Genomic DNA, 25105 nt, shown 5'->3' with positions numbered 1-25105 from the left:
ATTAAAAGCTCAAAAAAGAAGCAATATTAGGCACTTACCGATCTTCGTTAAACCGAAATGTAAGAATTGATTACACCAAGCCAATCGGCCCGCGTTGTCTCATCGAAAAATACGATGACCCACGCATGGCACTCCCTGCCCGCGGCGGCTATGCGCGCTGCCGTAGGCGTTCGGCATATCGGTCTGCGATCGGCAAACTTGAGGCGGGAAAATCGTGAATGCTGCCGGCAAAACAGATGTAACAGCCTGCCGGCAGGCGCGACGGCGAGTGCAAAAAGCCGCCCGCGCGGAAAACGATGAGCGCTTCGACCAATTAAGCCATTAAACGTTCCGCGTCGTCGTTTGGTTTACTTGGCGTACCGCAACGGTGCAGCCTGATTGCAGCGCCCCGTATTGAATCACGGTGCGCAGCAATTGGAATCGATTCCATTCAAACAGTGCAACTCTTTGTTTTGTCTACATATTATCTCTTTTGTGCGACGCACAAAATACTTGACTTTCCATTTTGGCGCTCTACAATACCCTCCATTGTTGCGATGCACAAAGCTGCTTTGAGCATTCGTTCACCAAAGTTGTGCTTGTTGTCTCCACGATCGACTACCCCTTCTTCAGGAGCATGAAAATGTCTTTTCTGACCCCCGAGCAAATCGCCGCCGCACAGAAAGCCAACATCGAAAATCTCTTCGGCCTGACGTCGAAGGCATTCGAAGGTGTCGAGAAGCTGATCGAGCTGAATCTCCAAGTCGTGAAGTCGACGCTCGCGGAAAGCCAGGAAAATGTTCAACGCGCGTTGTCCGTGAAGGACGCGCAGGAACTGCTCGCGCTGCAAGCCAGCCTGACGCAACCGATCGCCGAGAAGGTGCTGTCGTATGGCCGCCATCTGTACGAAATCGCGTCGGCCACGCAAGCCGAGTTCGCGAAGGTCGCCGAAGCGCAATACGAAGAGCAAAACCGCAAGGTCCAGGCACTGGTCGACAACGTCGCGAAGAACGCACCTGCTGGCTCGGAAACCGCCGTCGCCGCGCTGAAATCCGCGATCAACGCCGCGAACACCACTTACGAAACGGTGCAGAAGGCTGCAAAGCAAGCGGTTGAAATCGCGGAAACAAACTTCAACGCCGCCGCCGCTGTCGCCACCAAGGCCGCCAGCAACGCTGCCGCCGCGTCGCGCCGCAGCACCACCGCCACGAACAAGCCGGCGTAAGCGTCTCTGGTTGACGTCTTCTGCTTGAATGGGGAAAAGCCGCGCGAATATGCGCGGCTTTTTTCATTGCACGGCTGCGACGCTCGCGGCGCGCCGTCTCGTGCCCGGTCCGTTCGGCTCGCATGAAAATGGCGCGTTCCGTAGCCGGAACGCGCCATTTCTCCTGCTGCCGCGGTAACGCCGCCTAGCGGCGTTTACTTTTTGCGCTGCGGCGGCAGATCGGTGCAAACGCCTTCATACAATTCGGCAGCCATTCCGATCGATTCGCCGAGCGTCGGATGTGGATGGATCGTCTTGCCGATATCCTCTGCATCCGCACCCATCTCTACCGCGAGGCACACTTCGCTGATCAAGTCGCCCGCATTCAGGCCGACGATCCCGCCGCCGATCACCCGATGCGTTTGCTCGTCGAAGATCAGCTTCGTGAAGCCCTCGTCGCGGCCGTTCGCGATCGCCCGGCCCGAGGCGGCCCACGGGAATACAGCCTTGCCGTACTTGATCCCTTCGGCCTTGCACTGATCCTCGGTCTTGCCGGCCCACGCGACTTCCGGATCGGTATACGCAACGGACGGAATCTGCAGCGCGTCGAAATACGCCTTCTCGCCATGCGCGGCCTCCGCTGCGACATGGCCTTCGTGCACCGCCTTGTGCGCGAGCATCGGCTGGCCGACGATATCGCCGATCGCGAAAATATGCGGGACGTTCGTGCGCATCTGCTTGTCGACCTCGATGAAGCCGCGCTCGGTGACGGCCACGCCCGCATTCTGCGCGCCGATATTCTTGCCGTTCGGACTGCGGCCGACGGCGACGAGCACGAGGTCGTAGCGCTGCGCGTCCGGCGGCGCCTTCTCGCCCTCGAACTGCACGTAGATGCCGTCCTCCTTGGCTTGCGCGCCGACCGTCTTGGTCTTCAGCATCACGTTGCCGAAACGCTTCGCGTTGTATTTTTCCCAGACTTTGACGAGATCGCGGTCCGCGCCCATCATCAGCCCGTCCATCATCTCGACGACGTCGATTTGCGCGCCGAGCGTCGAATAGACGGTCGCCATCTCGAGACCGATGATCCCGCCGCCGATCACGAGCATCCGCTTGGGCAACTGGCGCAGTTCGAGCGCCCCCGTCGAATCGACGACGCGCGGATCGTCCGGCATGAACGGCAGCTTCACCGCCTGCGAGCCCGCCGCGATGATCGCCTGCTTGAAGCGGACGACCTTCTTGCCGCCTTGCGTCTGCACTTCGAGATGATGCGGATCGACGAACGCGCCCACGCCCGTCACCACCTCGACCTTGCGCGCCTTCGCCATGCCGGCCAGCCCCGTCGTCAACTTCTTGACGACCCCCGCCTTGAAACCGCGCAGCTTGTCGAGATCGACTTCCGGCTTGCCGAACGCAATGCCGTGATTGGCAAGCGCAGCGGCCTCCTCGACGACGAGCGCCGTATGCAACAGCGCCTTCGACGGAATGCAGCCGACGTTCAAGCACACGCCGCCCAGCGTCGAATAACGCTCGACGAGCACCGTCTTCATGCCGAGATCGGCCGCGCGGAAAGCGGCCGAATAGCCGCCGGGGCCCGCGCCGAGCACGAGCATGTCGCACTCGATATCGGCGGCGCCGCCGTAGCTGGCCGCTTCGGGCGCCGCGGCGGGGCGCGCTGCCGGCGCGGGCTGCGCGGCAGCGGCGGGCTTCGCCGCTTCGGGCGCCTTCGCGGCCGGCGCGGCCTCGGCCGCCTCCACGAGCGCGATCACCGTGCCCTGCGACACCTTATCGCCCGCCTTGACCTTGATTTCCTTGACCGTGCCGGCCACATCGCTTGGCACTTCCATCGACGCCTTATCGGACTCGAGCGTGATGAGCGTCTGCTCTTTTTCGATCGCGTCGCCGGGCTTGATATTCACTTCGATGACGTCGACGCCGCTGAAATCGCCGATGTCCGGCACCTTGACTTCGATGAGACTCATGAACTGTCCCCTACTTGTATGGGCTTCCTACCGTACCGACAGAGCGAGGGCGCGCGGTGCGCGAGCCGCCGAGCGGCTCATGCACCGCGCACCGTCATGCTCATCAAAGAATCACGCGGCGGAAATCGCCGAGCAGCGACGCGAGATACGCGTTGAAGCGCGCGGCTTCCGCGCCGTCGATCACGCGGTGGTCATACGACAACGACAGCGGCAGCGTGAGGCGCGGCGCAAACTGCTTGCCGTCCCACACCGGCTTCATCGCACTGCGCGACAGGCCGAGGATCGCCACTTCGGGCGCGTTGATGATCGGCGTGAAATGCGTGCCGCCAATTCCGCCGAGCGACGAGATGGAGAAGCAGCCGCCTTGCATCTGATCAGGCTTGAGCTTGCCTTCGCGCGCCGCCTTCGACAGCTCGCTCATTTCCTTCGCGATGTCGACGAGGCCCTTTTTGTCGGCGTCGCGGATCACCGGCACGACGAGGCCGTTCGGCGTGTCGGCAGCAAAACCGATGTGGTAGTACTGCTTGAACACCAGGTTGTCGCCGTCCAGGCTCGCGTTGAACGTCGGGAATTTCTTGAGCGCCGCGACGACGGCCTTGATCACGAACGCGAGCATCGTGAACTTCACGCCCGCCTTCTCGTGCTCCTTGTTCAACTGCACGCGCAACGCTTCCAGCTCGGTGATGTCCGCCTCGTCGTTGTTCGTCACGTGCGGGATCATCACCCAGTTGCGATGCAGGTTCGCACCGGAGATCTTCTTGATCCGCGACAGCGGCTTCGCATCGATCGGACCGAATTTCGTGAAGTCGATCTTCGGCCACGGCAGCAGATTCAGCTCGCCGCCGCCTGGGGCCGCTGCGGCCGCGGCGGTAGGCGCCGCGCGCTGGCCCGTCATCACGCCCTTCACGAACGCGGTGACGTCTTCCTTCGTGATGCGGTTCTTGGGCCCGGTGCCGGTGATGCGCGACACGTCGACGCCCAGCTCGCGCGCGAACTTGCGCACCGAAGGCGACGCGTGGCTGGCGCGATATTCGCCGCTCGGGGCAGGCGCGGCCGCGGGCGCAGCCTGCGGCGCGGGCGCCGCGGCCGGCGCCGCAGACACCGGTGCGGCAGCCGGCGCAGCCTGAGCCGGCGCGCCCGCTTGCGGTGCGCTCGCGGCCGCGCCGCTCGCTGCTTCCAGCACGACGATCAGCGTGCCTTCGGACACCGTATCGCCGACTTTCACGCTGATTGCCTTGACGACACCGGCAGCCGGACTCGGCACATCCATCGTCGCCTTGTCCGATTCGAGCGTGACGAGCGATTGCTCCTTTTCGACCGTATCGCCCACCTTCACCGCGATCTCGATGACCGGAACGTCCTTATAGTCGCCGATGTCGGGCACCTTCACCTCGACCGTGCCGCCCGCGGCCGGCGCGCTCGCGGCGCTCGCCGCAGGCGCGGCCGGCGCCGGCGCCGAAGCCGGCGCAGCGGGCGCGGTCGCGCCGTTCGGCTGGGATGCGCCGGCCGCCGGCGCGCCGTCGAGCAGCACGATCAGCGAACCCTCCGACACTGCGTCGCCCACCTTCACCTTCACTTCCTTGACCGTGCCGCCGACAGGGCTCGGCACGTCCATCGTCGCCTTGTCCGATTCGAGCGTGACGAGCGACTGCTCGGGCTCGACCGCATCGCCGGGCTTCACCAGCACCTCGATGACGGGGACATCCTTGTAATCGCCGATATCCGGCACCTTGACTTCGATCGCTTGACTCATCTGTTCGTGTCTCCAGTCGATCGGCGCCGCCGCTTCAGCGGTCAGCGCCGACCCCGCGCGCAGCGCAGCCGCCCCCCGTGCTCATCGCGCGAACGGGGCGTGCGGCATGCGGCGCACGTGTTAAACCGTCATCGGGTTGGGTTTGGACGGATCGAGCTCGTACTTCGCGATCGCCTCGGCAACGATCTTGCGGTCGATCTTGCCATCGTCGGCGAGCGCGTTCAGCGCGGCGACCGTGACCCAATAGCGGTCGACCTCGAAGAAGTGGCGCAGCGCGCGGCGCGTATCCGAGCGGCCGAAGCCGTCGGTGCCGAGCACGACGTAGCGGCGATCGATCTGGCCGCGAATCTGATCGGCGAGCGCGCGCACGTAATCGGTCGACGCGATGACCGGGCCTTGCGTGTCCTTCAGGCAGCGCTGAACGTGCGTGAGGCGGCGCTCCTCGGACGGATGCAGCAGGTTCCAGCGCTCGACGTCGTGGCCTTCGCGCGCCAACTCGGTAAAGCTCGGCACGCTCCACAGATCGGCCGCGACGCCCCAGTCGTTCTTCAGCAGATCGGCCGCGGCGATCACTTCGTTGAAGATGGTGCCCGCGCCGAGCAGCTGCACGCGCGGCGCCTTCTTGTCGGCCTCGGCCTTGCGGAACGCGTACATGCCCTTGATGATGTCGGCCGCCACGTGCTCGCCCTGCGGGATCGCCGGGTGCTCGTAGTTCTCGTTCATCACCGTGATGTAGTAGTACACGTCCTCCTGCTCCTGCACCATCCGGCGCAGACCGTCCTGCATGATGACGGCAAGCTCGTAGCCGAACGTCGGATCGTAGCTCACGCAGTTCGGCACCGACGCCGCCCACAGCAGCGAATGGCCGTCCTCGTGCTGCAACCCCTCGCCGTTGAGCGTCGTGCGGCCCGCGGTGCCGCCGAGCAGGAAGCCGCGCGAGCGCATGTCGCCCGCCGCCCATGCCAGATCGCCGATCCGCTGAAAGCCGAACATCGAGTAGAAGATATAGAACGGCACCATGATCTCGCCGTGCGTCGAATACGACGTCGCCGCGGCGATCCAGTCGCACATGCCGCCCGCCTCGTTGATCCCTTCCTGCAGGATCTGGCCGGTCTGCGATTCCTTGTAGAACATCAGTTGGTCGGAATCTTCCGGCACGTACTTCTGCCCTTCCTGATTCCAGATGCCGATCTGGCGGAACAGGCCTTCCATGCCGAACGTGCGCGATTCGTCGGGAACGATCGGCACGATACGCTTGCCGAGCGTCTTGTCCTTGAGCAGGATGTTGAGGATCCGCACGAACGCCATCGTCGTCGAGATCTCGCGGCCCTCGCCCGTGCCCTTGAGCAGCGGCTCGAACGCGTCGAGCGCCGGCACCGGCAGCGATTGCGCCTTCTCGCGGCGTTGCGGCAGATAGCCGCCCAGATCCATGCGCTGCTTGCGCATGTACTCGAGTTCCTTCGAGCCTTCGTCGAATTTCACGTAAGGCACGTCGGCGATTTCGTCGTCCGAGATCGGCAGGCGGAACTGATCGCGGAACTTCTTCAGTTGCTCGACGGGCAGCTTCTTCTGCTGGTGCGTGATGTTCATCGCCTGGCCCGACTCGCCCATCCCGTAGCCCTTGATGGTCTTCGCGAGAATGACGGTCGGCGCGCCCTTCGCGTTGCTCGCCTCGTGGTACGCCGCGTAAATCTTGTGCGGATCGTGGCCGCCGCGGTTCAAGTTCCAGATGTCGTCGTCGGACCAGTCGGCAACGAGCGCCTTCAACTCGGGCGTGTTGAAAAAGTGCTCGCGCACGTATGCGCCCGACTCCGATTTGTACGTCTGGTACTCGCCGTCGACGACTTCCATCATCCGGCGCATCAGCGCGCCCGTCTTGTCGCGCGCGAACAGCGCATCCCAGCGGCTGCCCCAGATCACCTTGATCACGTTCCAGCCGGCGCCGCGGAATTCCGATTCGAGCTCCTGGATGATCTTGCCGTTGCCGCGCACCGGGCCGTCGAGACGCTGCAGGTTGCAGTTGATCACGAATACGAGGTTATCGAGCTTCTCGCGGCTCGCCATGCCGATCGCGCCAAGCGATTCCGGCTCGTCGGTTTCGCCGTCGCCAAGGAACGCCCAGACCTTGCGGCCCTCTGTATTCACGATCCCGCGCGACTGCAGATACTTCATGAAGCGCGCCTGGTAGATCGCCATGATCGGGCCCAACCCCATCGACACGGTCGGGAACTGCCAGAAATCCGGCATCAGCCACGGGTGCGGATACGACGAGATGCCGTTGCCGCCAACTTCCTGGCGGAAGTTGTCGAGCTGCGCCTCGCTCAGACGCCCGAGCAGGAAAGCCCGCGAGTAAACGCCGGGCGACGAGTGGCCCTGCACGAATACGAGATCGCCGCCGTGCTTGTCCGACGGCGCGTGCCAGAAATGGTTGTAGCCGACGTCGTACAGCGTGGCGGCCGATGCGAACGACGCGATGTGGCCGCCGACGTTCGTGTCCTTGCCCGCGCGCAGCACCATCGCGATCGCGTTCCAGCGCGTATACGAGCGGATGCGGTGCTCGATGTCCTGGTCGCCCGGAATCTTCGCCTGGGCTTCGACGGGAATCGTGTTGATGTACGGGGTGTTCGCGGAAAACGGCAGGTGCTCGCCGTGTACCCGCGCGAATTCGATCTGCTTCTCGATCAGATAGTGCGCACGGCCTGGGCCGACTGACGAAATCACGCCGTCAAGCGCTTCGAGCCATTCGACGGTTTCCTGCGGATCGTCATCACGTTCGGCCGTGACGTATTTCAGCACTTCGTTGGGTACAGCGGACATGCTCGTCTCCTGGGTGTCCTGGACTTGGCGTCCTGGGATATGAGGATCGCTCTTCATGCAGACGACGTCGATGGCCGGCTGCCGCAAGCTCCCGCGGATTGTAAAGAGCGTCGCGGGCCCCGTGCAACATAATTTTCGAATTATGAGATTATTTTTCTTAATGTGAAATAATGCTGCACCGCACCCGCCGCACGGGCATCGAAAGCGGATCGCGCGCCGCTATTTCCGCTTTCGGTTCAACCTGTCTTTCGTGCCCTTTGGGCGATACGCGCTGAGCTACAATCCAGCCATGTTGACCGATCGGCTTCTCGCACGCTCGGCGCGACCGTCGCGTTCGCCGGCCGAGTCGCAGCCGTCCCGCTGGCACCATGGACCATGGTGGTCCAACTCTTATCTGCTGACGCCGCTGCTGTCGATTCTCGTTTTCCTCGTCGTGATGAGCCTCATCCTATGGAGCCTCAATCGCCGCGAGCAGCAGCAGCAGGAAGACACGCTGTATCGCAACGTCGCGTGGGCGCAGCAGCAGATCCGCCTGTCGATGACGAGCGCGCAGGAACAGTTGCAGGCGTTCGCGCGCGACATCGCCGCGGGCCGTGTCGACGAGCACGCGTTCCAGGCAACGGTCGGCGACGTGCTGCAGGCGCATCCGGAAATCCTCTATCTGAACTGGTACACCGCGCCCGGCGCGAAACGCTGGCCCGCGATGCAGCTCCCGCTGCTCGGCCAGCGGCTCGCGAGGCCGAACGACACGCAGATGGACGAAATCGTGCGCGGCGCGTTCGGCGCGGCGCGCAACACCCGCCGGCAAACGTACTCCGCCCTCGTCTACGACGATTTCGGCTACGGCTACCTGACGCTGCAAACGCCCGTGATCCGCGAGCGTGACTATCTCGGCTCGATTGCCGCGGTGTTCTCGGTCGAAGGCATCCTGAAGCACGACATCCCGCCGGAGCTGTCCGCGAAATACAAGATTTCCATCGTCGATGCGAACAGCCGCGAACTCGCGTCGACGTCGTCGCGCCCGCGCCTGCCGCGCGACGCGCACTACGACCTGCCGCTGGACCCGCCCGGCCAGGGCCTGACGGTGCGCGTCTATGCGTACCCGCAAACGACGAACCTGACCAACAACACGCTCGTCTGGCTGGTTGCCGGCCTGTCCTGCTTCGTGCTCTGGAGCCTATGGAGCCTTTGGAAGCACACGCGCCAGCGCTTCGAGGCGCAGCAGGCGCTGTATGCGGAGGCGTTCTTTCGCCGCGCGATGGAAAATTCGGTGCTGATCGGCATGCGCGTGCTCGACATGCACGGCCGGATCACGCACGTAAACCCCGCGTTCTGCCGGATGACCGGCTGGGACGAGAACGATCTCGTCGGCAAGATCGCACCGTTTCCGTACTGGCCGCGCGACGCGTACCCGGAAATGCAGCGCCAGCTCGACATGACGCTGCGCGGCAAGGCGCCCAGCTCGGGCTTCGAGCTGCGCGTGCGCCGCAAGGACGGCTCGCTGTTCCACGCACGCCTTTACGTATCGCCGCTCATCGACAGTTCGGGCCGGCAAACGGGCTGGATGTCGTCGATGACGGACATCACCGAGCCCAAGCGCGCGCGCGAGGAGTTGGCCGCCGCGCACGAACGCTTCACGACAGTGCTCGAAAGCCTGGATGCGGCCGTGTCGGTGCTCGCCGCCGACGAGGCGGAGCTGCTGTTCGCGAACCGCTATTACCGGCACTTGTTCGGCATCCGCCCGGACGGCCACCTCGAATTGTCGGGCGGCGGTTTCGACAGCGCACAGGCGTCATCGGATTCGATCGACCTGGTCGACACCTATGCGGGCCTGCCCGCCGCCGCGCTGACCGAAAGCGCGGCCGATGCGCAGGAAGTCTACGTCGAGAGCATCCAGAAATGGTTTGAAGTGCGCCGCCAGTACATTCAGTGGGTCGACGGCCATCTTGCGCAAATGCAGATCGCCACCGACATCACGAGCCGCAAGAAAGCGCAGGAACTGGCGCACCAGCAGGAGGAGAAGCTGCAGTTCACCAGCCGGCTGATGACGATGGGCGAAATGGCGTCGTCGATCGCGCATGAGCTGAACCAGCCGCTCGCCGCGATCAACAACTACTGCTCGGGCACGCTCGCGCTCGTGAAAAGCGGCCGCGCGACGCCCGAGACGCTCGCGCCCGCGCTCGAGAAGACCGCGCAGCAGGCGCTGCGCGCGGGGATGATCGTCAAGCGGATCCGCGAGTTCGTCAAACGCAGCGAGCCGAAGCGGCAGCCGTCGCGCGTCGTCGACATCGTTGCCGATGCGGTGGGCCTTGCCGAAATCGAAGCGAGAAAACGCCGGATCCGGATCGTCACCGAAATCCGCGCGAGAATGCCTATTATTTATGTCGATCCGGTGCTGATCGAGCAGGTGCTCGTGAACCTGCTAAAGAACGCGGCCGAAGCGATGCAGGAAGTCAAGCTGGCGAGCGCGGACGGCGTGATCCGCATCGTCGCCGATCTCGAAGCGGGCTTCGTCGACATCCGCGTGATCGACCAGGGCCCAGGCGTCGACGAAGCGTCCGCCGAGCGCCTGTTCGAACCGTTCTACAGCACCAAATCGGACGGCATGGGCATGGGGCTCAATATTTGCCGATCGATCATCGAATCGCACCGCGGACGCCTGTGGGTGGTCAACAACGTCGAGCCGGACGGCAGCATATCCGGCGCCACGTTCCACTGCAGCCTGCCGATTGGAGAACCGGAGGATCCCGGTCACGGGTCCGAGACCTCGCCAACACAAACCGTAACGGGAGAGATATGAATAGCCCTGTCACCACCTCTCAGGAAACCGTCTTTGTCGTCGACGACGACGAGGCCGTGCGGGACTCGCTGCGATGGCTACTGGAGGCAAACGGCTATCGCGTGCAATGCTTCTCGAGTGCCGAGCAGTTTCTCGACGCATACCAGCCCGCGCAACAGGCGGGGCAGATCGCGTGCCTGATCCTCGACGTGCGGATGTCCGGCATGAGCGGCCTGGAGCTGCAGGAGCGGCTGATCGCCGAGAACGCGGCGCTGCCGATCATCTTCGTGACCGGCCACGGCGACGTGCCGATGGCGGTGTCGACGATGAAAAAAGGCGCGATGGACTTTATCGAGAAACCGTTCGACGAGGCCGAACTGCGCAAGCTCGTCGAGCGCATGCTCGACAAGGCGAGAAGCGAAAGCAAGAGCGTGCAGGAGCAGCGCGCGGCGAGCGAACGCCTGTCGAAGCTGACCGCGCGCGAGCAGCAGGTGCTCGAGCGGATCATTGCCGGGCGCCTGAACAAGCAGATCGCGGACGATCTCGGCATCAGCATCAAGACGGTCGAGGCACATCGCGCGAACATCATGGAAAAGCTCAACGTCAACACGGTCGCTGATCTGCTGCGGCTCGCGCTGTCGAAGAAGCAGGCGTAACGCGCATGGCGCCGCGGCCGGCCGGGTTTGCCGGGCGCGCCGCCGCCGGCTGAACGCTCGTTTCGCGTTGCCGGATTCACCCGCGCTGCGCCGTACCGGTCCTGGGCCCTGGATCGCCCAATTGCCTTCGCTGGTCGCGCCGCGCGCCGGTTCCGCCGTTCGGGCCATTTTCATCATTCCATCGCGCCCACTCTTCCGTCACCTTCCTCGTTTGCGCGCCGCTCACGATTGCAAGCCGGCTTGCAGCCGCCGCCCGTCGTTTTCATTATTGTTTTGATAGCGCGCGCCGAGCGCCCGGCGGCAAGCCCAGGCGTCGCGCCCGCTTCGGACGGCGGCGGCCGAGCGGTATAATCCGTCGCTTCTTCGCAGCGCTTGTTCGCGCCGCACCCCGCCTTCCACCTTGCCAAGCGAATTTTCACCATGACAGCCACCCTGATCGACGGCAACGCCCTTTCGAAGACCCTGCGCGCGCAAGCGGCCGAGCGCGCCGCCGCGCTCGCCGCGCGCGGCCATCAGCCGGGCCTTGCGGTGATTCTCGTCGGCGACAACCCGGCGAGCGAGGTCTACGTGCGCAACAAGATCAAGGCGTGCGAAGACAACGGCTTTTTCTCCGTGAAAGACCGCTATCCGGCCACGCTCGCCGAAGCGGACCTGCTAGCTCGCATCGACGAATTGAACCGCGACCCGCGCATCCACGGAATCCTCGTGCAATTGCCGCTGCCGGCCCACATCGACAGCCACAAGGTGATCGAAGCCATCGCGCCGGAGAAGGACGTCGACGGCTTTCACGTCGCGAACGCCGGCGCGCTGATGACAGGCAAGCCGCTCTTTCGCCCGTGCACGCCGTATGGCGTGATGAAGATGCTCGAGGCGCACGGCATCTCGCTCGTCGGCGCGAATGCAGTCGTGATCGGCCGCTCGAACATCGTCGGCAAGCCGATGGCGCTACTGCTGCTCGAAGCCGGCGCGACCGTCACGATCTGCCACAGCAAGACGCGCGAGCTTGCCGCGCACACGCGCAACGCCGACGTGATCGTCGCGGCGGTCGGCAAGCGCAATGTGTTGACGGCCGACATGGTGAAACCCGGCGCGACCGTGATCGACGTCGGGATGAACCGCGATGACGCGGGCAAGCTGTGCGGCGACGTCGATTTCGCGGGGGTCGCGCAGGTGGCGGGCCACATTACGCCAGTGCCGGGCGGCGTCGGCCCGATGACGATCACGATGTTGCTCATCAATACGCTCGAATCGGCCGAGCGCGCGGCGCACGCGGCTTGACGGCCGGACATGGCGGCGGTTCCGTGGTTCCGCGGTCCTGCTGCATGATGGCGCAAACGCATGAATACGCGACAGCGCAACGATGAAGGCGTCGATCCGCGCCGATCGATGCCGCCGTGCCCGCCCATGCACGATGCCGTCGGCGTCCGCCCGCGGAGCGACACGGTTCGATGGACGCCGACAGCCTAATCCGTCCGCTCGGCACGACTGCGCATCGCTCGCGGCAGTCGTCCCGGCTTCGACAAATCGTCATCCAACCCCGGTGCCGCAACGCGCGGCGCCGCATATATATTTTCCGCATCGGCCGAATGCGAGACGCAGGCCGTTCGCCCCACCCTCCGACACTGCGGTGCCCGGCGCGCGCCGCCTTCAGGCGGCCCGTTATCCGGCCGCTGCGCTCCCGCCCCAATCGTTTCATTAGAAACTTCCGATTGGAAACCGCGCGACGCGCCCCAATAATGTCGATATGACGCCGGCGGGCGGCACGCGGTATGCCGCCCGTCTTTCACCTACTTCGCAACCGCCAGGGAACCCTATGTCCGTCAGCGTTCATGCCAACCCGCTTCTCGATTTCTCCGGTCTGCCCCGTTTCGGCGAAATTCGTCCGGAACACGTGACGCCCGCGCTCGACACGCTGCTCGCCAACGCAAACGACGCCGTTGCGCGCGCGGCGCATCCCGACACGCCCGCGACCTGGGCCGACATCATCGACGCGCTCGAGCGCACGACCGAGCCGCTCAGCCGTGCGTGGGGCATCGTCGGCCATCTGACCGCGGTGGCCGATACGCCCGAGCTGCGCGCGGCGCATGCCGAAAATCTGCCGCGCGTGACCGAATTCTGGTCGAGCGTCGGCCAGAATCTCGCGCTCTACGAAAAATACAAGGCGATCGCCGCAAGCGCCGAGTACGCGACGCTGTCGGCCGAACGCAAAAAGATTCTCGACAATGCGCTGCGCGATTTCCGTCTGTCGGGCGCCGAATTGCCCGAAGACCAGAAGCCGCGCTTCGCGCAGTTGCAAGAGCAGCAGGCGGCGCTGTCGAAGGCGTTCTCCGATCACGTGCTCGACGCGACGAACGCCTACGCGTATTACGCGCAAAGCGAGGACGAACTCGCCGGCCTGCCGGCCGATGCGATCGCCGCTGCGCGCGAAGCCGCGCAAAAGGAAAACCACGCGGGCTGGAAATTCACGCTGCACTTTCCGTCGTACTTCCCGGTGCTGCAATACGCGGAAAACCGCGCGCTGCGCGAAACCCTCTATCGCGCCTACGTGACGCGCGCATCCGAACTCGGCCCACAGTACGGCGGCGGCAAGATCGAATGGGACAACACGGCGATCGTCGCGGACCAACTCAAGCTGCGCCGCGAAGAAGCGCAGATGCTCGGTTACCACGATTTCGCCGAAGTATCGCTCGCGCCGAAAATGGCGGAATCGCCGCAGCAAGTGATCGCGTTCCTTGAAGATCTCGCCAAGCGCGCGCGCCCCTATGCGGAAAAAGACTGGGACGAACTGCGCGCGTTCGCCGCAAGCGAGCTGGGTCTGGCCACGCTCGATCCGTGGGACGTTGCGTATGCGGCGGAAAAACTGCGCGAGCAACGCTATGCGTTTTCCGAAAACGAGGTGAAGCAGTACTTCCCCGAGCCGGCGGTGTTGAAGGGGTTGTTCACGGTCGCACAAACGCTGTTCGGCGTGCGGATCGTGCGTGACGAAGCGCCCGTGTGGCACGACGACGTGCGCTTTTTCCGCGTCGAAAATCGCGACGGCTCGCTCGTCGCGCAGTTCTATCTCGACTTGTACGCGCGCGAAGGCAAGCGCGGCGGCGCGTGGATGGACGACGCGCGCTCACGCGCGAAGCGCGGCGACGGCAGCGTGCAGACGCCCGTCGCCTATTTGAACTGCAACTTCTCCGCGCCGATCGGCGACAAGCCCGCATGCTTCACGCACGACGAGGTGATCACGCTGTTCCACGAGTTCGGCCACGGGCTGCATCACATGCTGACGCGCGTCGACGAGATCGGCGTGTCGGGAATCAACGGCGTCGAATGGGATGCGGTCGAGCTGCCGTCGCAGTTCATGGAGAACTTCTGCTGGGAATGGGATGTGCTGAAATCGATGTCGTCGCACGTCGATTCGAACGAGCCGCTGCCGCGCGCGCTGTTCGACAAAATGCTCGCCGCGAAGAATTTCCAAAGCGGCCTCGGCACGCTGCGCCAGATCGTGTTCTCGATGTTCGACATGCTGCTGCATGTCGATTTCGATCCGCAGAGCGGCGGCGCCGCAACGGCGAACGTCAACGATTTCGCGCGCGCCATCAACGAGCGCTTCCACGTGATCCCGCAGGCGTCGTTCTCGCGCTGGCCGAACACGTTCAGCCATATCTTCGCGGGCGGCTACGCGGCGGGTTACTACAGCTACAAGTGGGCGGAGGTGCTGTCCGCCGACGCCTACGCGGCGTTCGAGGAAGCCGCGCGCACGGCGGGCAGCGTGCTCGACGCGGCGACGGGCGCACGCTATCGGCACGAAATCCTCGAAGTGGGCGGCAGTCGCCCGGCGATGGAATCGTTCAAGGCGTTCCGCGGACGCGAGCCGCGCATTGACGCGCTGCTGCGCCACAACGGGATGGCCGACGCCGGCTCGGCGCACCCGTAAGCGCGCGGCATCGCCCGCGTGCGGTGCGCGACGGCGCCCTCGCTTTAAGCCGTTCGCGCGTCAAACAGGCGGCAACCTGCATTCGCGGGTTGCCACTTTTTTTGTTTATCACTCCGGGCTCGCAGTGCCGTTGCCATCGCCGGCGCAGCCGGGCGCCGTGCAATCGGCGATTGCTCCACCGGCGCGCGGATCGTCATCGAACAATGCAATCTGTCCATGCCGCTCGGCCGTGTCCTCGTCGACCCGCACGCCGACGCCAAGCAGCCGCACCGGCTGCCTGCGCCGCGCGAGCCCTTTTTCGAGCAATGCGACCGCGGTGTCCGGATCGGTCGCATCGGCCACGCATTCGACCGTCGTGCGCTGAAAATCCGCGAAACGGATCTTCACATACAGCTTTCTGATCGAACGTGCCGCCCCTGCCCGTTCGATGCGCACATCGAGTTGCGCCGTCAGCCGGCGAATCTCGGCCGCACATTGCTCGAGCGTGGCGAGATCCTGCACGTAGGTCGTCTCGACGCTGACGGATTTGCGCTCCTGATCCGCGCGCACCGGCCGCTCGTCGATGCCGCGCGCAAGCTCGTAAAGCCGGCGGCCGAACGCGCCGAACTCGCGATGCAGATCGAACAGCGACCATGCGCGCAGTTGCCCGCAAGTGCCGATACCGAGCTTGTCGAGCCGCGCGGCCGTCACCTTGCCGACGCCATGCAGCTTGCGCACCGGCAACGCGGCGACGAACGCATCGACTTCATGCGGCCGCACGACGAAAAGGCCGTCGGGCTTGTTCCAGTCGGACGCGATCTTCGCGACGAACTTGTTCGGCGCGACGCCAGCCGACACCGTGACGCCGACCGTCTCGCGCACGCGCTCGCGGATCTCGCGCGCGATCAGCGTCGCGCTGCCGCGACAGCGTGTGGCGCGGCTCACGTCGAGATACGCCTCGTCGAGCGACAGTGGTTCGACATCCGGCGTGTAATCGCGATAGATCGCCATGATGAGCCTTGATGCCGCGCGATACTTGTCCATTGCGGGCGGCAGAATCAACAGGTCGGGGCACTTGCGCATCGCAAGCGCCGACGACATCGCCGAATGCACGCCATAGCGCCGCGCGTCGTAATTGCAGGTGGCAATCACGCCGCGCTGATCGGGCCGGCCGCCGACCGCGAGCGGACGGCCGCGCAACGACGGATCGTCGCGCATCTCGACCGACGCATAAAAGCAGTCGCAATCGCAATGGATGATCTTGCGCACGAACGCACACGCGCCGCTCGATGGCGGTGACGGCACGTCAGGAGGGAGCGGCGGCTTATCCAAGATGCCGATACTGTACAAAAACACAGTGCGCGTTTCAACTGTGCGGCTCGGGACGAAGCATGCGTACCGATGCCGCGCGCCGCGCGACGACTGCGCACGGCGCGCCGAAGAACAGGTTGTTCTGCGATGGATCGATTCGAACGCGCAGCGCGCCATGCGCAAAGCGCGCAGACAAGAACACAGCGCGATGATGCGACGTAAGGGGAGACGCGCCAGAAGAAGAGGATCTCGAAAGGCGAGTGCGGCGCATGTGAATACAAACAAAAAAGCCCGGCATTAGCCGGGCTTTTTGGCGAATCGCGCATCGGTCACATACGCGGGATTTTTTTTTCGCCGTATTTGGTTGCGGGGGTAGGATTTGAACCTACGACCTTCGGGTTATGAGCCCGACGAGCTGCCAGACTGCTCCACCCCGCGTCAGAGAAAAGAGATTATATGGGGTTTATGAGGATGAGTCAAACTTCCATTCAATTTATTTCCATGAGACCGTCGCGCGGCGAGCTGAAACCACCGTAACACAACCGGAACAAGCCGATATCGGCCGCCATCGTCCCTGTGTTAGGATCATCCGGGGACAGGTCACCCCCCTAACCTCTTCGACGACAAGGACGAGGACAACGTGGAGCATTCCGCCAGCCGTGCCAGACTGATTCGGATTCGTGAACTGCTCGATGCGGGAGCAATCAGCTTCAGCTTCGAGGCGCTGCTCGAATATCACTATCGCAAGTGGGTCAAGCAAGGAGACACGGTCATCGACATCGGCGCGCATGTCGGCCGGCATCTCGGGCCGCTCGCCGAATGCATCGGGCCGAACGGCCGCGCGCTCGGCTTCGAGCCGTTGCCGTTCGCATACGAAGCGCTGACCCAACGATTCGCCGCGACGCCCAACGTCCAATTATTCAATCTTGCGTTGAGCAATATCCCCGGCACCGCGTCGTTTTCCTATGCGCAAGGCACGCCGGAGGAAAGCGGCTTGCGCCAGCGCCAGTTCAATCGGCCCGAAGCCGCCAACCCCACGCAAATCGAAGTCACCGTCAGCACACTCGATGCGCACACGTCCGCGCTCGAATCGCTGTCGTTCGTGAAGATCGATATCGAAGGCGGCGAAATCGACTGCCTGCGCGGCGCGCAAGTCACGCTGGGGCGCTTTCGCCCGGTCGTGTCGGTCGAGTACGGCTTGCCGACGTACAGCGCCTACGGCAACACCGCCGAAACGCTGTTCGACTTCGCGCAACAGCACGGCTACACGCTATACAGCATCTTCCTCACGCCGTTCGAAACGCGCGACGATTGGAAGTTCGGCTGCGACTACGTGTGCTGGGATTACTTCATGGTGCCGACCGAAAAGCGCGGCGAATTCGACCATGCGATGGCCGGGAACGCGGCCGCGCTCGCAAGCGTCGGCACGCCGGTCTGATTGAGCGATGCAATGGCAGGCCGGCCGCGGCGCATGCCGGCCTGGCCGCTCCACTGCCGCAGCACGCCGGCGGAGAAACCTTCCCGGCGCTTTTTCGATGGCCGTCGACAAGATGACGGCATGACGCGCACCGCCGCCCTCTGCTGAACGCCGCGCCGGCTGCCACACGCAGCCGGCGCGGCTGCTCGATCGCGCATTACTTCCAGAGCGTGCGGCCCCAGAACGTCAACGAGCGGTCCCACGCCAGTTGCGCCCATACGGGATCGTACTGCGTGATTGCGATCCGGTTCGGCCCGAGCGCCGTCTCGTTCGCGAACGCGTGATGCGCTTGATAGCGATGAAACGTGAAATCGACGTTGGCTTCGCGCAGCTTCGCTTCGAGCGCATCGACGGTTGCGATCGGAAAGGCCGCGTCCTGCGTGGCCCAGTGGCCGAGCACTGGCACGCGGATCTTCGTTGCGTCGATGTAGTCGAGCGGCGGGAAGCCGTACCAGACCACGCCGGCCGATACGTCCGGAATCTGGGACAGCGCGAGCAGGGTCAGCGCGCCGCCCATGCAGTAGCCCGTCACGCCGACGCGCGCCGCATGCTGTTTCAGATAGGACACCGCGCCGCGAATGTCCTGGCTCGTCGCGTCGCCGAAGTCGAGTGCATTCATCAAGTGATGAGCCTCCTCTTCTTCGACTGTCGCCTTGCCGCGATAGAGATCGGGAACGAGCGCGAAATAACCGGCACGTGCGAGCCTGTCCGCGACGCCGCGAATCTGGTCATTCAAGCCCCACCATTCCTGAATGACGACGATCGCGGGCGCGCCTTCGGCCTGCTCCGGCCGAGCGAGATAGCCGTTCACGGTCTGGCCGTCCGGCCGCTGAAAGGTAATCGTGGATCCGAGCGTTTGTGTCATCGTGTGGTCCTCAGCCATATGAGCCGTCTAGCATAGCGCACGCTTCGCGGCGCTGCTCGGTGTTCGAGCCGATGCGACGGCCCGAGCGGCGCATGTGCCAACCGTCGCTTCCCGGCGGCTGCGCGCGAGGCACGCGCACGCTGCACAGAGATGGCCGGCGCCGCTTCGCCACTCTCTGAGTTCGCCCGTTGCCCGATTTCATCCGGCGCGCCGATCAACGCTTGGCCATCGGGAATGTCGGCCGCACGGCGGCCGCGTTGCTGTCTTTCGCGCCCACGGCGTTCGCTCGCTTCCCTATTGCTCGATCGCTTTCAATCGTCAGCTTCCTTTTTTGAATAGAACCTAAGGGCTTTCGAGTAGCGCACTTGTCACTCATCGCTTGACTGAACCGCCATGGGCATTCGGCGGCAGGACAAATTCCGCCCGCGCCCATTCTCCGCGCGCGAGTAGACCGGCGCCCCCCTTCTCGCGCCGCCTGCGGCGGCGCTTCATCGCATTGCCAATGCCGAGCCCATTCGGCTGGCCGTGTACTCGCCATATCCGGCGCCAATCGCAGCCTGCGTTGCCGCCGGACCGCTCAGGTATGCGTCGACGAAGCGCTACCGGCTCGTCCCCGCTGGTAAACTCCCGCTCATCAAGATCGGCCCGCGCGCCAGAGCGGCATCACGGCCGAAAGCCGCGACGCACTTTTGTTGTGCCCCAACCACAGCGGATGAGATGGGTAGCCAGGTGGACAGCCAGACGATTCCTGCAGCCGCCCACCACCCGCAAACACCCGCCACATAAGGCGATGACGAATTAATGAAGATTGCCACCTGGAACGTCAATTCATTGAACGTGCGCAAGCAGCACGTCCTCGACTGGCTCGCGCAGAGCGGCGCCGACGTGCTCTGCCTGCAGGAACTGAAGATTCCCGACGAGAAGTTTCCGGTCGCTGAACTCGAGGCGGCCGGCTACCGAAGCTGGTTCGCCGGCCAAAAGACGTACAACGGCGTCGCGATTCTCGCGCGCACGAGCCTGCCGTTCGATGAAACGAACGTCGTTCGCAACATTCCCGGATTCGACGATCCGCAGCAGCGCCTGATTGCCGCAACGATCGACGGCGTGCGCATCGTCTGCGCCTATTTTCCGAACGGCCAGGCGCTCGACTCCGACAAATTCGTCTACAAGATGCAGTGGCTCGACGCGCTGCAGACGTGGCTCAAAGACGAACTCGTGCGCTACCCGAAGCTCGCGCTGCTGGGCGATTACAACATCGCGCCCGAAGATCGCGACGTGCATGATCCCGCGAAATGGGAAGGCCAAAATCTCGTATCGCCGCAGGAGCGCGCGCATTTCGCGCAGCTCGTCGGGCTCGGCCTCGTCGACGCGTTCCGGCGCTTCGAGCAGCCGGACAAAACCTTTACGTGGTGGGACTACCGGATGCTCGCTTTCCGCCGCAACGCGGGCTTGAGGATCGACCATATCCTGTTGTCGAGCGCGCTCGCCGATACCTGCACGAGCTGCACGGTCGACCGCGAGCCGCGCAAATGGGATCAGCCGTCCGATCACACACCGGTCGTCGCTCAGATCGGGTAGCGCGGCACGATGCGGCCGGGACACGCGGATGCCCCGGCCCGTTTCGGGCCGAATGCGCGAGCGTTCGGAACACGCCCGGATCGCCGGGCGAGCCGCGCGCATCCGTTCAGACGCATGCCATCCCCCGCCGTCGTCGCAACCGGCGCCAACGCCCGGCTCAACCGCATCACGACTCCAGATGCAACTCCTGAATCTTGCGCGTGATCGTATTGCGGCCGATGCCCAGCCGCTCTGCCGCCTCGACCTTGCGACCGCGCGTGAAATCAAGCGCCTCGCGAATCACCGCGGCCTCGAAGCGGCGCGCAAGCGCGTCCATCACATCGGCAGAATTCTCGCGCAACAAGCGGGCGACCTCGGTACGCAGCCCATGTTCCCATAACGGATATGCGGCGACAGGCGGCGCGTTGTTCGCGACGGCGGCAACGCCCGCGACGGCGGCCGGCGGCACGGCAGCCGGGCTGCCGCCGCCGGCGTGCGCGTCGCCGCCCGCGGCGGCTTCGTGCGCGCCCGCGCCGGCCGCCGCGACCTGCGTTGCGACGAGATCGGGCGGCAGATCCTTGATCTCGATCGTCTGCGCGGGCGCCATCACCGTCAGCCAGTTTGCGAGATTCTCGAGCTGCCGCACGTTGCCGGGGAACGGCAGCGAACTCAGATAGGCCAGCGCCTCGTCCGATACCCGCTTGGGCTCGACGCCCAGTTCGCGTGCGCTCTTTTGCAGAAAGTGGCGCGTAAGAAGCGCGATGTCTTCGCTGCGCTCGCGCAGCGCCGGCAACCGCAAACGGATCACGTTGAGCCGGTGATACAGATCCTCGCGGAACAATCCCTGCCGCACGCGCGCCTCGAGATTCTGGTGAGTCGCCGCGATGACCCGCACGTTCGCGCGCAACGGGCTATGACCGCCGACGCGATAGAACTGCCCGTCCGACAGCACGCGCAACAGCCGGGTCTGAAGATCGAACGGCATGTCGCCGATTTCGTCGAGAAAGAGCGTGCCGTTCTCCGCCTGCTCGAAGCGCCCCTGACGCGTGGTCTGCGCGCCGGTGAACGCACCGCGCTCGTGGCCGAACAGCTCGGATTCGAGCAGATCCTTCGGAATCGCAGCCGTGTTGAGCGCGATGAACGGGCCGTTCGCGCGCGGGCTGTGCCGATGCAGCGCACGCGCGACGAGTTCCTTGCCGGTCCCCGATTCACCCGTGATCAGCACCGTCGCCACCGAATGCGACAGCCGGCCGATCGCGCGGAACATATCCTGCATCGCACTCGCCTGGCCGAGCATCTCGGGCGCATCGGCGAGCCGGTCGTCGTCGGGCGCGCCGCCGCGCAGGCTCTCGTCGACTGCACGGCGGATCAGCTCCACCGCCTTGTCGACGTCGAACGGTTTCGCCAGATACTCGAACGCGCCGCCTTGAAACGCGGCAACCGCACTGTCGAGATCCGAGAACGCGGTCATGATGATGACGGGCAGCCCCGGCAGGCGCTCATGCATCGCCTGCAACAGCTCGAGCCCCGAGCCGCCCGGCATCCGGATATCGGATACGAGCACCTGCGGCGTTTCATGATCGAGCGCGGCAAGCGCGTCGCGCACGTTCGCAAAGCTCCTCGTCGCGAAGCTCTCGCGCGCAAGCGCTTTTTCGAGCACCCAGCGGATCGATTGGTCGTCGTCTACTATCCAGATCGGCTTCATAGTCGGTCAGAGGTATGGAGAATCACTGCGCCGCCGCTCACGAATCGAGCGGCAGCAAAATCTGAAATTCGGTGCGGCCCGGCCGGCTGTCCACTTCGATCATCCCGTCGTGCTGCTGGATGAACGTTTGCGCGAGCGTGAGACCGAGCCCGCTGCCCTCCTCGCGCCCCGACACGAGCGGATAGAAGATCCGGTCGCGGATGTCGTCGGGAATGCCCGGGCCGTTGTCGGTCACGCGCAAATCGAGCGCAAGCTTGTACAGACGCTTGGCGATCGTGACCTTGCGCGCGACGCGCGTGCGCAACTCGATCCTCGCGTCGCCCTGCGCGATACGCTCACGCAGCGCCTGCGCCGCATTGCGCACGACGTTCAGGAGCGCCTGGATCAACTGCTCCTTGTCGCCGCGCAGGTCTGGCACGCTGACGTCGTAGTCGCGCTCGATCGTGAGCCCGCGCGGAAACTCCGCGAGCATCACCGCGCGCACCCGCTCGCACACCTCGTGGATGTTCACGTCGCCAACGATGTGCGGATGACGGTGCGGCTCGAGCAGACGGTCGACGAGCGTCTGCAGCCGGTCCGATTCCTTGATGATGACCTGCGTGTACTCGCGCAGCTCGCCGCGCTCGCGCTCGCCAAGCTCGAATTCGAGCAGTTGCGCGGCGCCGCGAATGCCGCCGAGCGGATTTTTGATTTCGTGCGCGAGATTGCGAATCAACTGCTTGTTGACGGCCGTGAGATCGTGAATCCGTTCCTCGCGATCCGTGCGCGACTGCCGCTCGTTTTCGAACAGCTCGACGAGTACGTAGTCCGGCGCCCCCTCGAGAAAGCCGACGATCGCGTGCACATGCAACGGTTCGCGGCCCGGGCGGTCGAGCACGGTGTCGAGATGGGTCGCATGGAAGCGCTCCTCGCCGATCGCGGTGATCGTCGTCGCCAGCTCGTTCGCGTTCGGAAAAATCTCGCCCCACGGCATCTGCGACAGTTGCCGCCGCGAGATGTCGAGCATCGCCTCTGCCGACGGATTCGCAAATGCAATCTTGAGCGTGCGCCGGTCGAGCACGAGCACGACCGTGGGCAACGCTTCGAGCCCGGTCAATAGCCCGGAGCGCGCCAGCCGGTCATCGTCCGACAAGCGCTCCGAGTGGCCAGCCCTGGCCTTGATCAGATTCTTCAGAACCATCTTGCGTGGATGCCGTGTCAAAAACCGCCATGACGGGCGGAACAAAAAGGGGACGGCGTCCCGCCGTCCCCTCAAGGTCCGTAGCCTTCGCGCGCACCTGCCGCGCGAAGGCCGGTCGGCGCCGCGGCGCTTCGCCCGCCGACGAAACGAAGCGCCATCGCCGCTTACAGCGAGTAGTACATCTCGAACTCGATCGGATGCGTCGTCATGCGGAAGCGCTGCAACTCGCCTTCCTTCAGTTCGAGGTACGCATCGATCATGCCGTCGGTGAACACGCCGCCGCGCGTGAGGAACTCACGATCCTTGTCGAGCGCATCGAGCGCCTGGTCGAGACCGGCGCAGACGGTCGGGATCTTCGCGTCTTCTTCAGGCGGCAAATCGTACAGATTCTTGTCGGCGGCTTCGCCCGGATGAATCTTGTTCTGCACGCCGTCGAGGCCCGCCATCATCAGCGCCGAAAACGCGAGGTACGGGTTGGCCATCGGGTCCGGGAAACGCGTTTCGATGCGGCGGCCCTTCGGATTGGACACGTGCGGAATGCGAATCGACGCCGAGCGGTTGCGCGCCGAGTACGCGAGCTTCACGGGCGCCTCGAAGTGCGGCACGAGACGCTTGTACGAATTGGTCGTCGGGTTCGTGATCGCGTTCAGCGCGCGTGCATGCTTGATGATGCCGCCGATATAGAACAGCGCGAATTCGGACAGGCCGGCATAGCCGTTGCCCGCGAACAGGTTCTGGCCGTCCTTCCAGATCGATTGGTGCACGTGCATGCCCGAGCCGTTGTCGCCGACGACGGGCTTCGGCATGAACGTCGCCGTCTTGCCATACGTGTGCGCGACGTTGTGGACGATGTACTTCAGTTGCTGAGTCCAGTCCGCACGCTGCACGAGCGTCGCGAATTTCGTACCGATCTCGTTTTGACCCTGTCCCGCGACCTCATGGTGATGCACTTCGACCGGAATGCCGATCTGCTCGAGCAACAGGCACATTTCCGAGCGCATATCCTGGAACGTGTCGACGGGCGCGACCGGGAAATAGCCGCCCTTGGTGCCCGGACGGTGGCCGGTGTTGCCGCCTTCGAATTCCTTGCCCGACGACCACGGCGCTTCTTCCGAGCCGATCTTGACGAAGCAGCCCGACATGTCCGTGTTCCACTGGACCGAGTCGAAAATGAAGAATTCCGGCTCCGGGCCGAAGAACGCGGTGTCGCCCAGGCCCGTGCTCTTCAGGTACGCTTCGGCGCGCTTGGCGAGCGAGCGCGGATCGCGCTCGTAGCCCTTGCCGTCGGCAGGTTCGACGACATCGCAGGTCAGAACGAGCGTCGACTCTTCATAGAACGGATCGATGAAAGCCGTGTTCGGATCGGGAACGAGCAACATGTCCGACGCCTCGATGCCCTTCCAGCCGGCGATCGACGAGCCGTCGAACGCGTGGCCGCTTTCGAACTTGTCCTCCTCGAAAGCCGACACCGGCACCGAAACGTGTTGTTCCTTGCCGCGCGTGTCCGTGAAGCGGAAATCGACGAACTTGACGTCCTCGTCCTTCACGAGCTGCATGACGTCGGCGACGGTTTTACTCATAACCTCTTCTCCTGATTGAACAAATCCGGCGGACTGGGACCGCCTCGTTAAGCGAGCTGCTTGGGCGCAGCGTTCTTTGCCGCGTACAACCGATCCATCCCGATAAAGCAGCTTTCATGCCATATATGCGCCAGAGCGGCGCGAATTGTGTCTTGCCGCGCGCGGCCTGGGCATCGGCGCGCTTTTTCGGGGCTTGGATGCAGGCCGATGCTCCCGATATCGCACATGAATCGTGCACACCCGCCAACCCCGCCAATTGAAATCACCGTTCAGGTGCAAAAGAGCAATTCTGCACCGAATTGGTGATTTCCGGAGCCGTCAAAGCGGACCGACGAGCCATTCAGATTACGATTTGCTCT

General features: G+C 64.2%; 17 protein-coding genes and 1 tRNA gene. 7 read left to right on the top strand and 11 right to left on the bottom strand.

The features are described from left to right. The first annotated feature begins 622 nt into the window (after window positions 1-622). Window positions 623-1204, top strand: coding sequence for a phasin family protein (locus AQ611_RS07510; RefSeq protein ID WP_059516865.1), 582 nt, complete (start codon window positions 623-625; stop codon window positions 1202-1204). Between the two features lie 194 nt (window positions 1205-1398). Here the strand turns inward: AQ611_RS07510 and lpdA are convergent, their stop codons facing one another. The 4 genes from lpdA to AQ611_RS26625 all read right to left on the bottom strand — a co-directional run bounded on the left by lpdA (window position 1399) and on the right by AQ611_RS26625 (window position 8102). Then, window positions 1399-3162, bottom strand: coding sequence for a dihydrolipoyl dehydrogenase (lpdA, locus tag AQ611_RS07505; protein WP_069234136.1), 1764 nt, complete (start codon window positions 3160-3162; stop codon window positions 1399-1401). Window positions 3163-3265: 103 nt separating this feature from the next. Beyond that, the gene (gene aceF, locus AQ611_RS07500) at window positions 3266-4915 is read right to left on the bottom strand and encodes a dihydrolipoyllysine-residue acetyltransferase (RefSeq protein WP_069234135.1); all 1650 of its coding nucleotides are present in this window, start codon (window positions 4913-4915) and stop codon (window positions 3266-3268) included. 120 nt (window positions 4916-5035) lie between these two features. Continuing rightward, entirely contained in the window at window positions 5036-7732 is a 2697-nt protein-coding gene (gene aceE / locus AQ611_RS07495) for a pyruvate dehydrogenase (acetyl-transferring), homodimeric type (RefSeq protein ID WP_059516510.1), read from the bottom strand. 157 nt (window positions 7733-7889) lie between these two features. After that, the gene (locus AQ611_RS26625) at window positions 7890-8102 is read right to left on the bottom strand and encodes a hypothetical protein (protein WP_082711906.1); all 213 of its coding nucleotides are present in this window, start codon (window positions 8100-8102) and stop codon (window positions 7890-7892) included. Between AQ611_RS26625 and fixL the strand changes: the two genes are divergently transcribed. From fixL to AQ611_RS07475, 4 genes are all read left to right on the top strand, one after another. Then, on the top strand, window positions 8022-10532 hold the full coding sequence (gene fixL, locus AQ611_RS07490) for an oxygen sensor histidine kinase FixL (protein WP_059516508.1): 2511 nt from the start codon (window positions 8022-8024) through the stop codon (window positions 10530-10532). The genes AQ611_RS26625 and fixL overlap by 81 nt on opposite strands. Continuing rightward, a complete protein-coding gene (gene fixJ, locus AQ611_RS07485) occupies window positions 10529-11167 on the top strand; it encodes an oxygen response regulator transcription factor FixJ (RefSeq protein WP_006025940.1) in 639 nt (212 codons plus the stop codon). The genes fixL and fixJ overlap by 4 nt, the downstream gene beginning before the upstream one ends. Before the next feature lie 420 nt (window positions 11168-11587). Next, entirely contained in the window at window positions 11588-12445 is an 858-nt protein-coding gene (gene folD / locus AQ611_RS07480; RefSeq protein ID WP_059516506.1) for a bifunctional methylenetetrahydrofolate dehydrogenase/methenyltetrahydrofolate cyclohydrolase FolD, read from the top strand. A 535-nt stretch (window positions 12446-12980) separates the two neighbouring features. Then, window positions 12981-15092 (top strand): M3 family metallopeptidase, encoded by a 2112-nt coding sequence (locus AQ611_RS07475; protein WP_069234134.1) that lies wholly within the window; start codon window positions 12981-12983, stop codon window positions 15090-15092. Window positions 15093-15200: 108 nt separating this feature from the next. On the opposite strand, the gene dinB is transcribed toward AQ611_RS07475, so the two are convergent. Next, window positions 15201-16403: a DNA polymerase IV gene (gene dinB / locus AQ611_RS07470; RefSeq protein WP_083237379.1), complete on the bottom strand. Its 1203-nt coding sequence runs from the start codon at window positions 16401-16403 to the stop codon at window positions 15201-15203. Between the two features lie 340 nt (window positions 16404-16743). Continuing rightward, window positions 16744-16820: transfer RNA gene (locus tag AQ611_RS07465), tRNA-Met, on the bottom strand. Window positions 16821-17022: 202 nt separating this feature from the next. On the opposite strand from AQ611_RS07465, the gene AQ611_RS07460 reads away from it, so the two are divergent. Then, window positions 17023-17820 (top strand): FkbM family methyltransferase, encoded by a 798-nt coding sequence (locus AQ611_RS07460; RefSeq protein ID WP_231935918.1) that lies wholly within the window; start codon window positions 17023-17025, stop codon window positions 17818-17820. A gap of 196 nt (window positions 17821-18016) precedes the next feature. Here AQ611_RS07460 and AQ611_RS07455 read toward each other — a convergent pair whose 3' ends face one another. Continuing rightward, entirely contained in the window at window positions 18017-18724 is a 708-nt protein-coding gene (locus AQ611_RS07455) for a dienelactone hydrolase family protein (RefSeq protein ID WP_069235183.1), read from the bottom strand. Window positions 18725-19212: 488 nt separating this feature from the next. Beyond that, a complete protein-coding gene (locus tag AQ611_RS26710; protein ID WP_146011816.1) occupies window positions 19213-19305 on the bottom strand; it encodes a hypothetical protein in 93 nt (30 codons plus the stop codon). Between the two features lie 220 nt (window positions 19306-19525). Between AQ611_RS26710 and xth the strand changes: the two genes are divergently transcribed. Continuing rightward, window positions 19526-20302: an exodeoxyribonuclease III gene (gene xth, locus AQ611_RS07450; RefSeq protein ID WP_059516502.1), complete on the top strand. Its 777-nt coding sequence runs from the start codon at window positions 19526-19528 to the stop codon at window positions 20300-20302. A gap of 166 nt (window positions 20303-20468) precedes the next feature. Here the strand turns inward: xth and ntrC are convergent, their stop codons facing one another. The 3 genes from ntrC to glnA all read right to left on the bottom strand — a co-directional run bounded on the left by ntrC (window position 20469) and on the right by glnA (window position 24746). Continuing rightward, window positions 20469-21986 carry a nitrogen regulation protein NR(I) gene (ntrC, locus tag AQ611_RS07445; RefSeq protein WP_069234133.1) on the bottom strand — a complete coding sequence of 506 codons (1518 nt, stop codon included), beginning with the start codon at window positions 21984-21986 and terminating at the stop codon, window positions 20469-20471. Window positions 21987-22023: 37 nt separating this feature from the next. Further along, window positions 22024-23166 (bottom strand): nitrogen regulation protein NR(II), encoded by a 1143-nt coding sequence (gene glnL / locus AQ611_RS07440; protein ID WP_069234132.1) that lies wholly within the window; start codon window positions 23164-23166, stop codon window positions 22024-22026. 164 nt (window positions 23167-23330) lie between these two features. Further along, a complete protein-coding gene (gene glnA, locus AQ611_RS07435) occupies window positions 23331-24746 on the bottom strand; it encodes a type I glutamate--ammonia ligase (RefSeq protein WP_059516496.1) in 1416 nt (471 codons plus the stop codon). Between the last annotated feature and the right edge of the window lie 359 nt (window positions 24747-25105).

The organism is Burkholderia singularis (assembly GCF_001718875.1).
Lineage (GTDB): Bacteria > Pseudomonadota > Gammaproteobacteria > Burkholderiales > Burkholderiaceae > Burkholderia > Burkholderia singularis.
The sequence above is the reverse complement of the archived record's forward strand: the minus strand, read 5'-3'. Positions and strand labels throughout refer to the sequence as shown.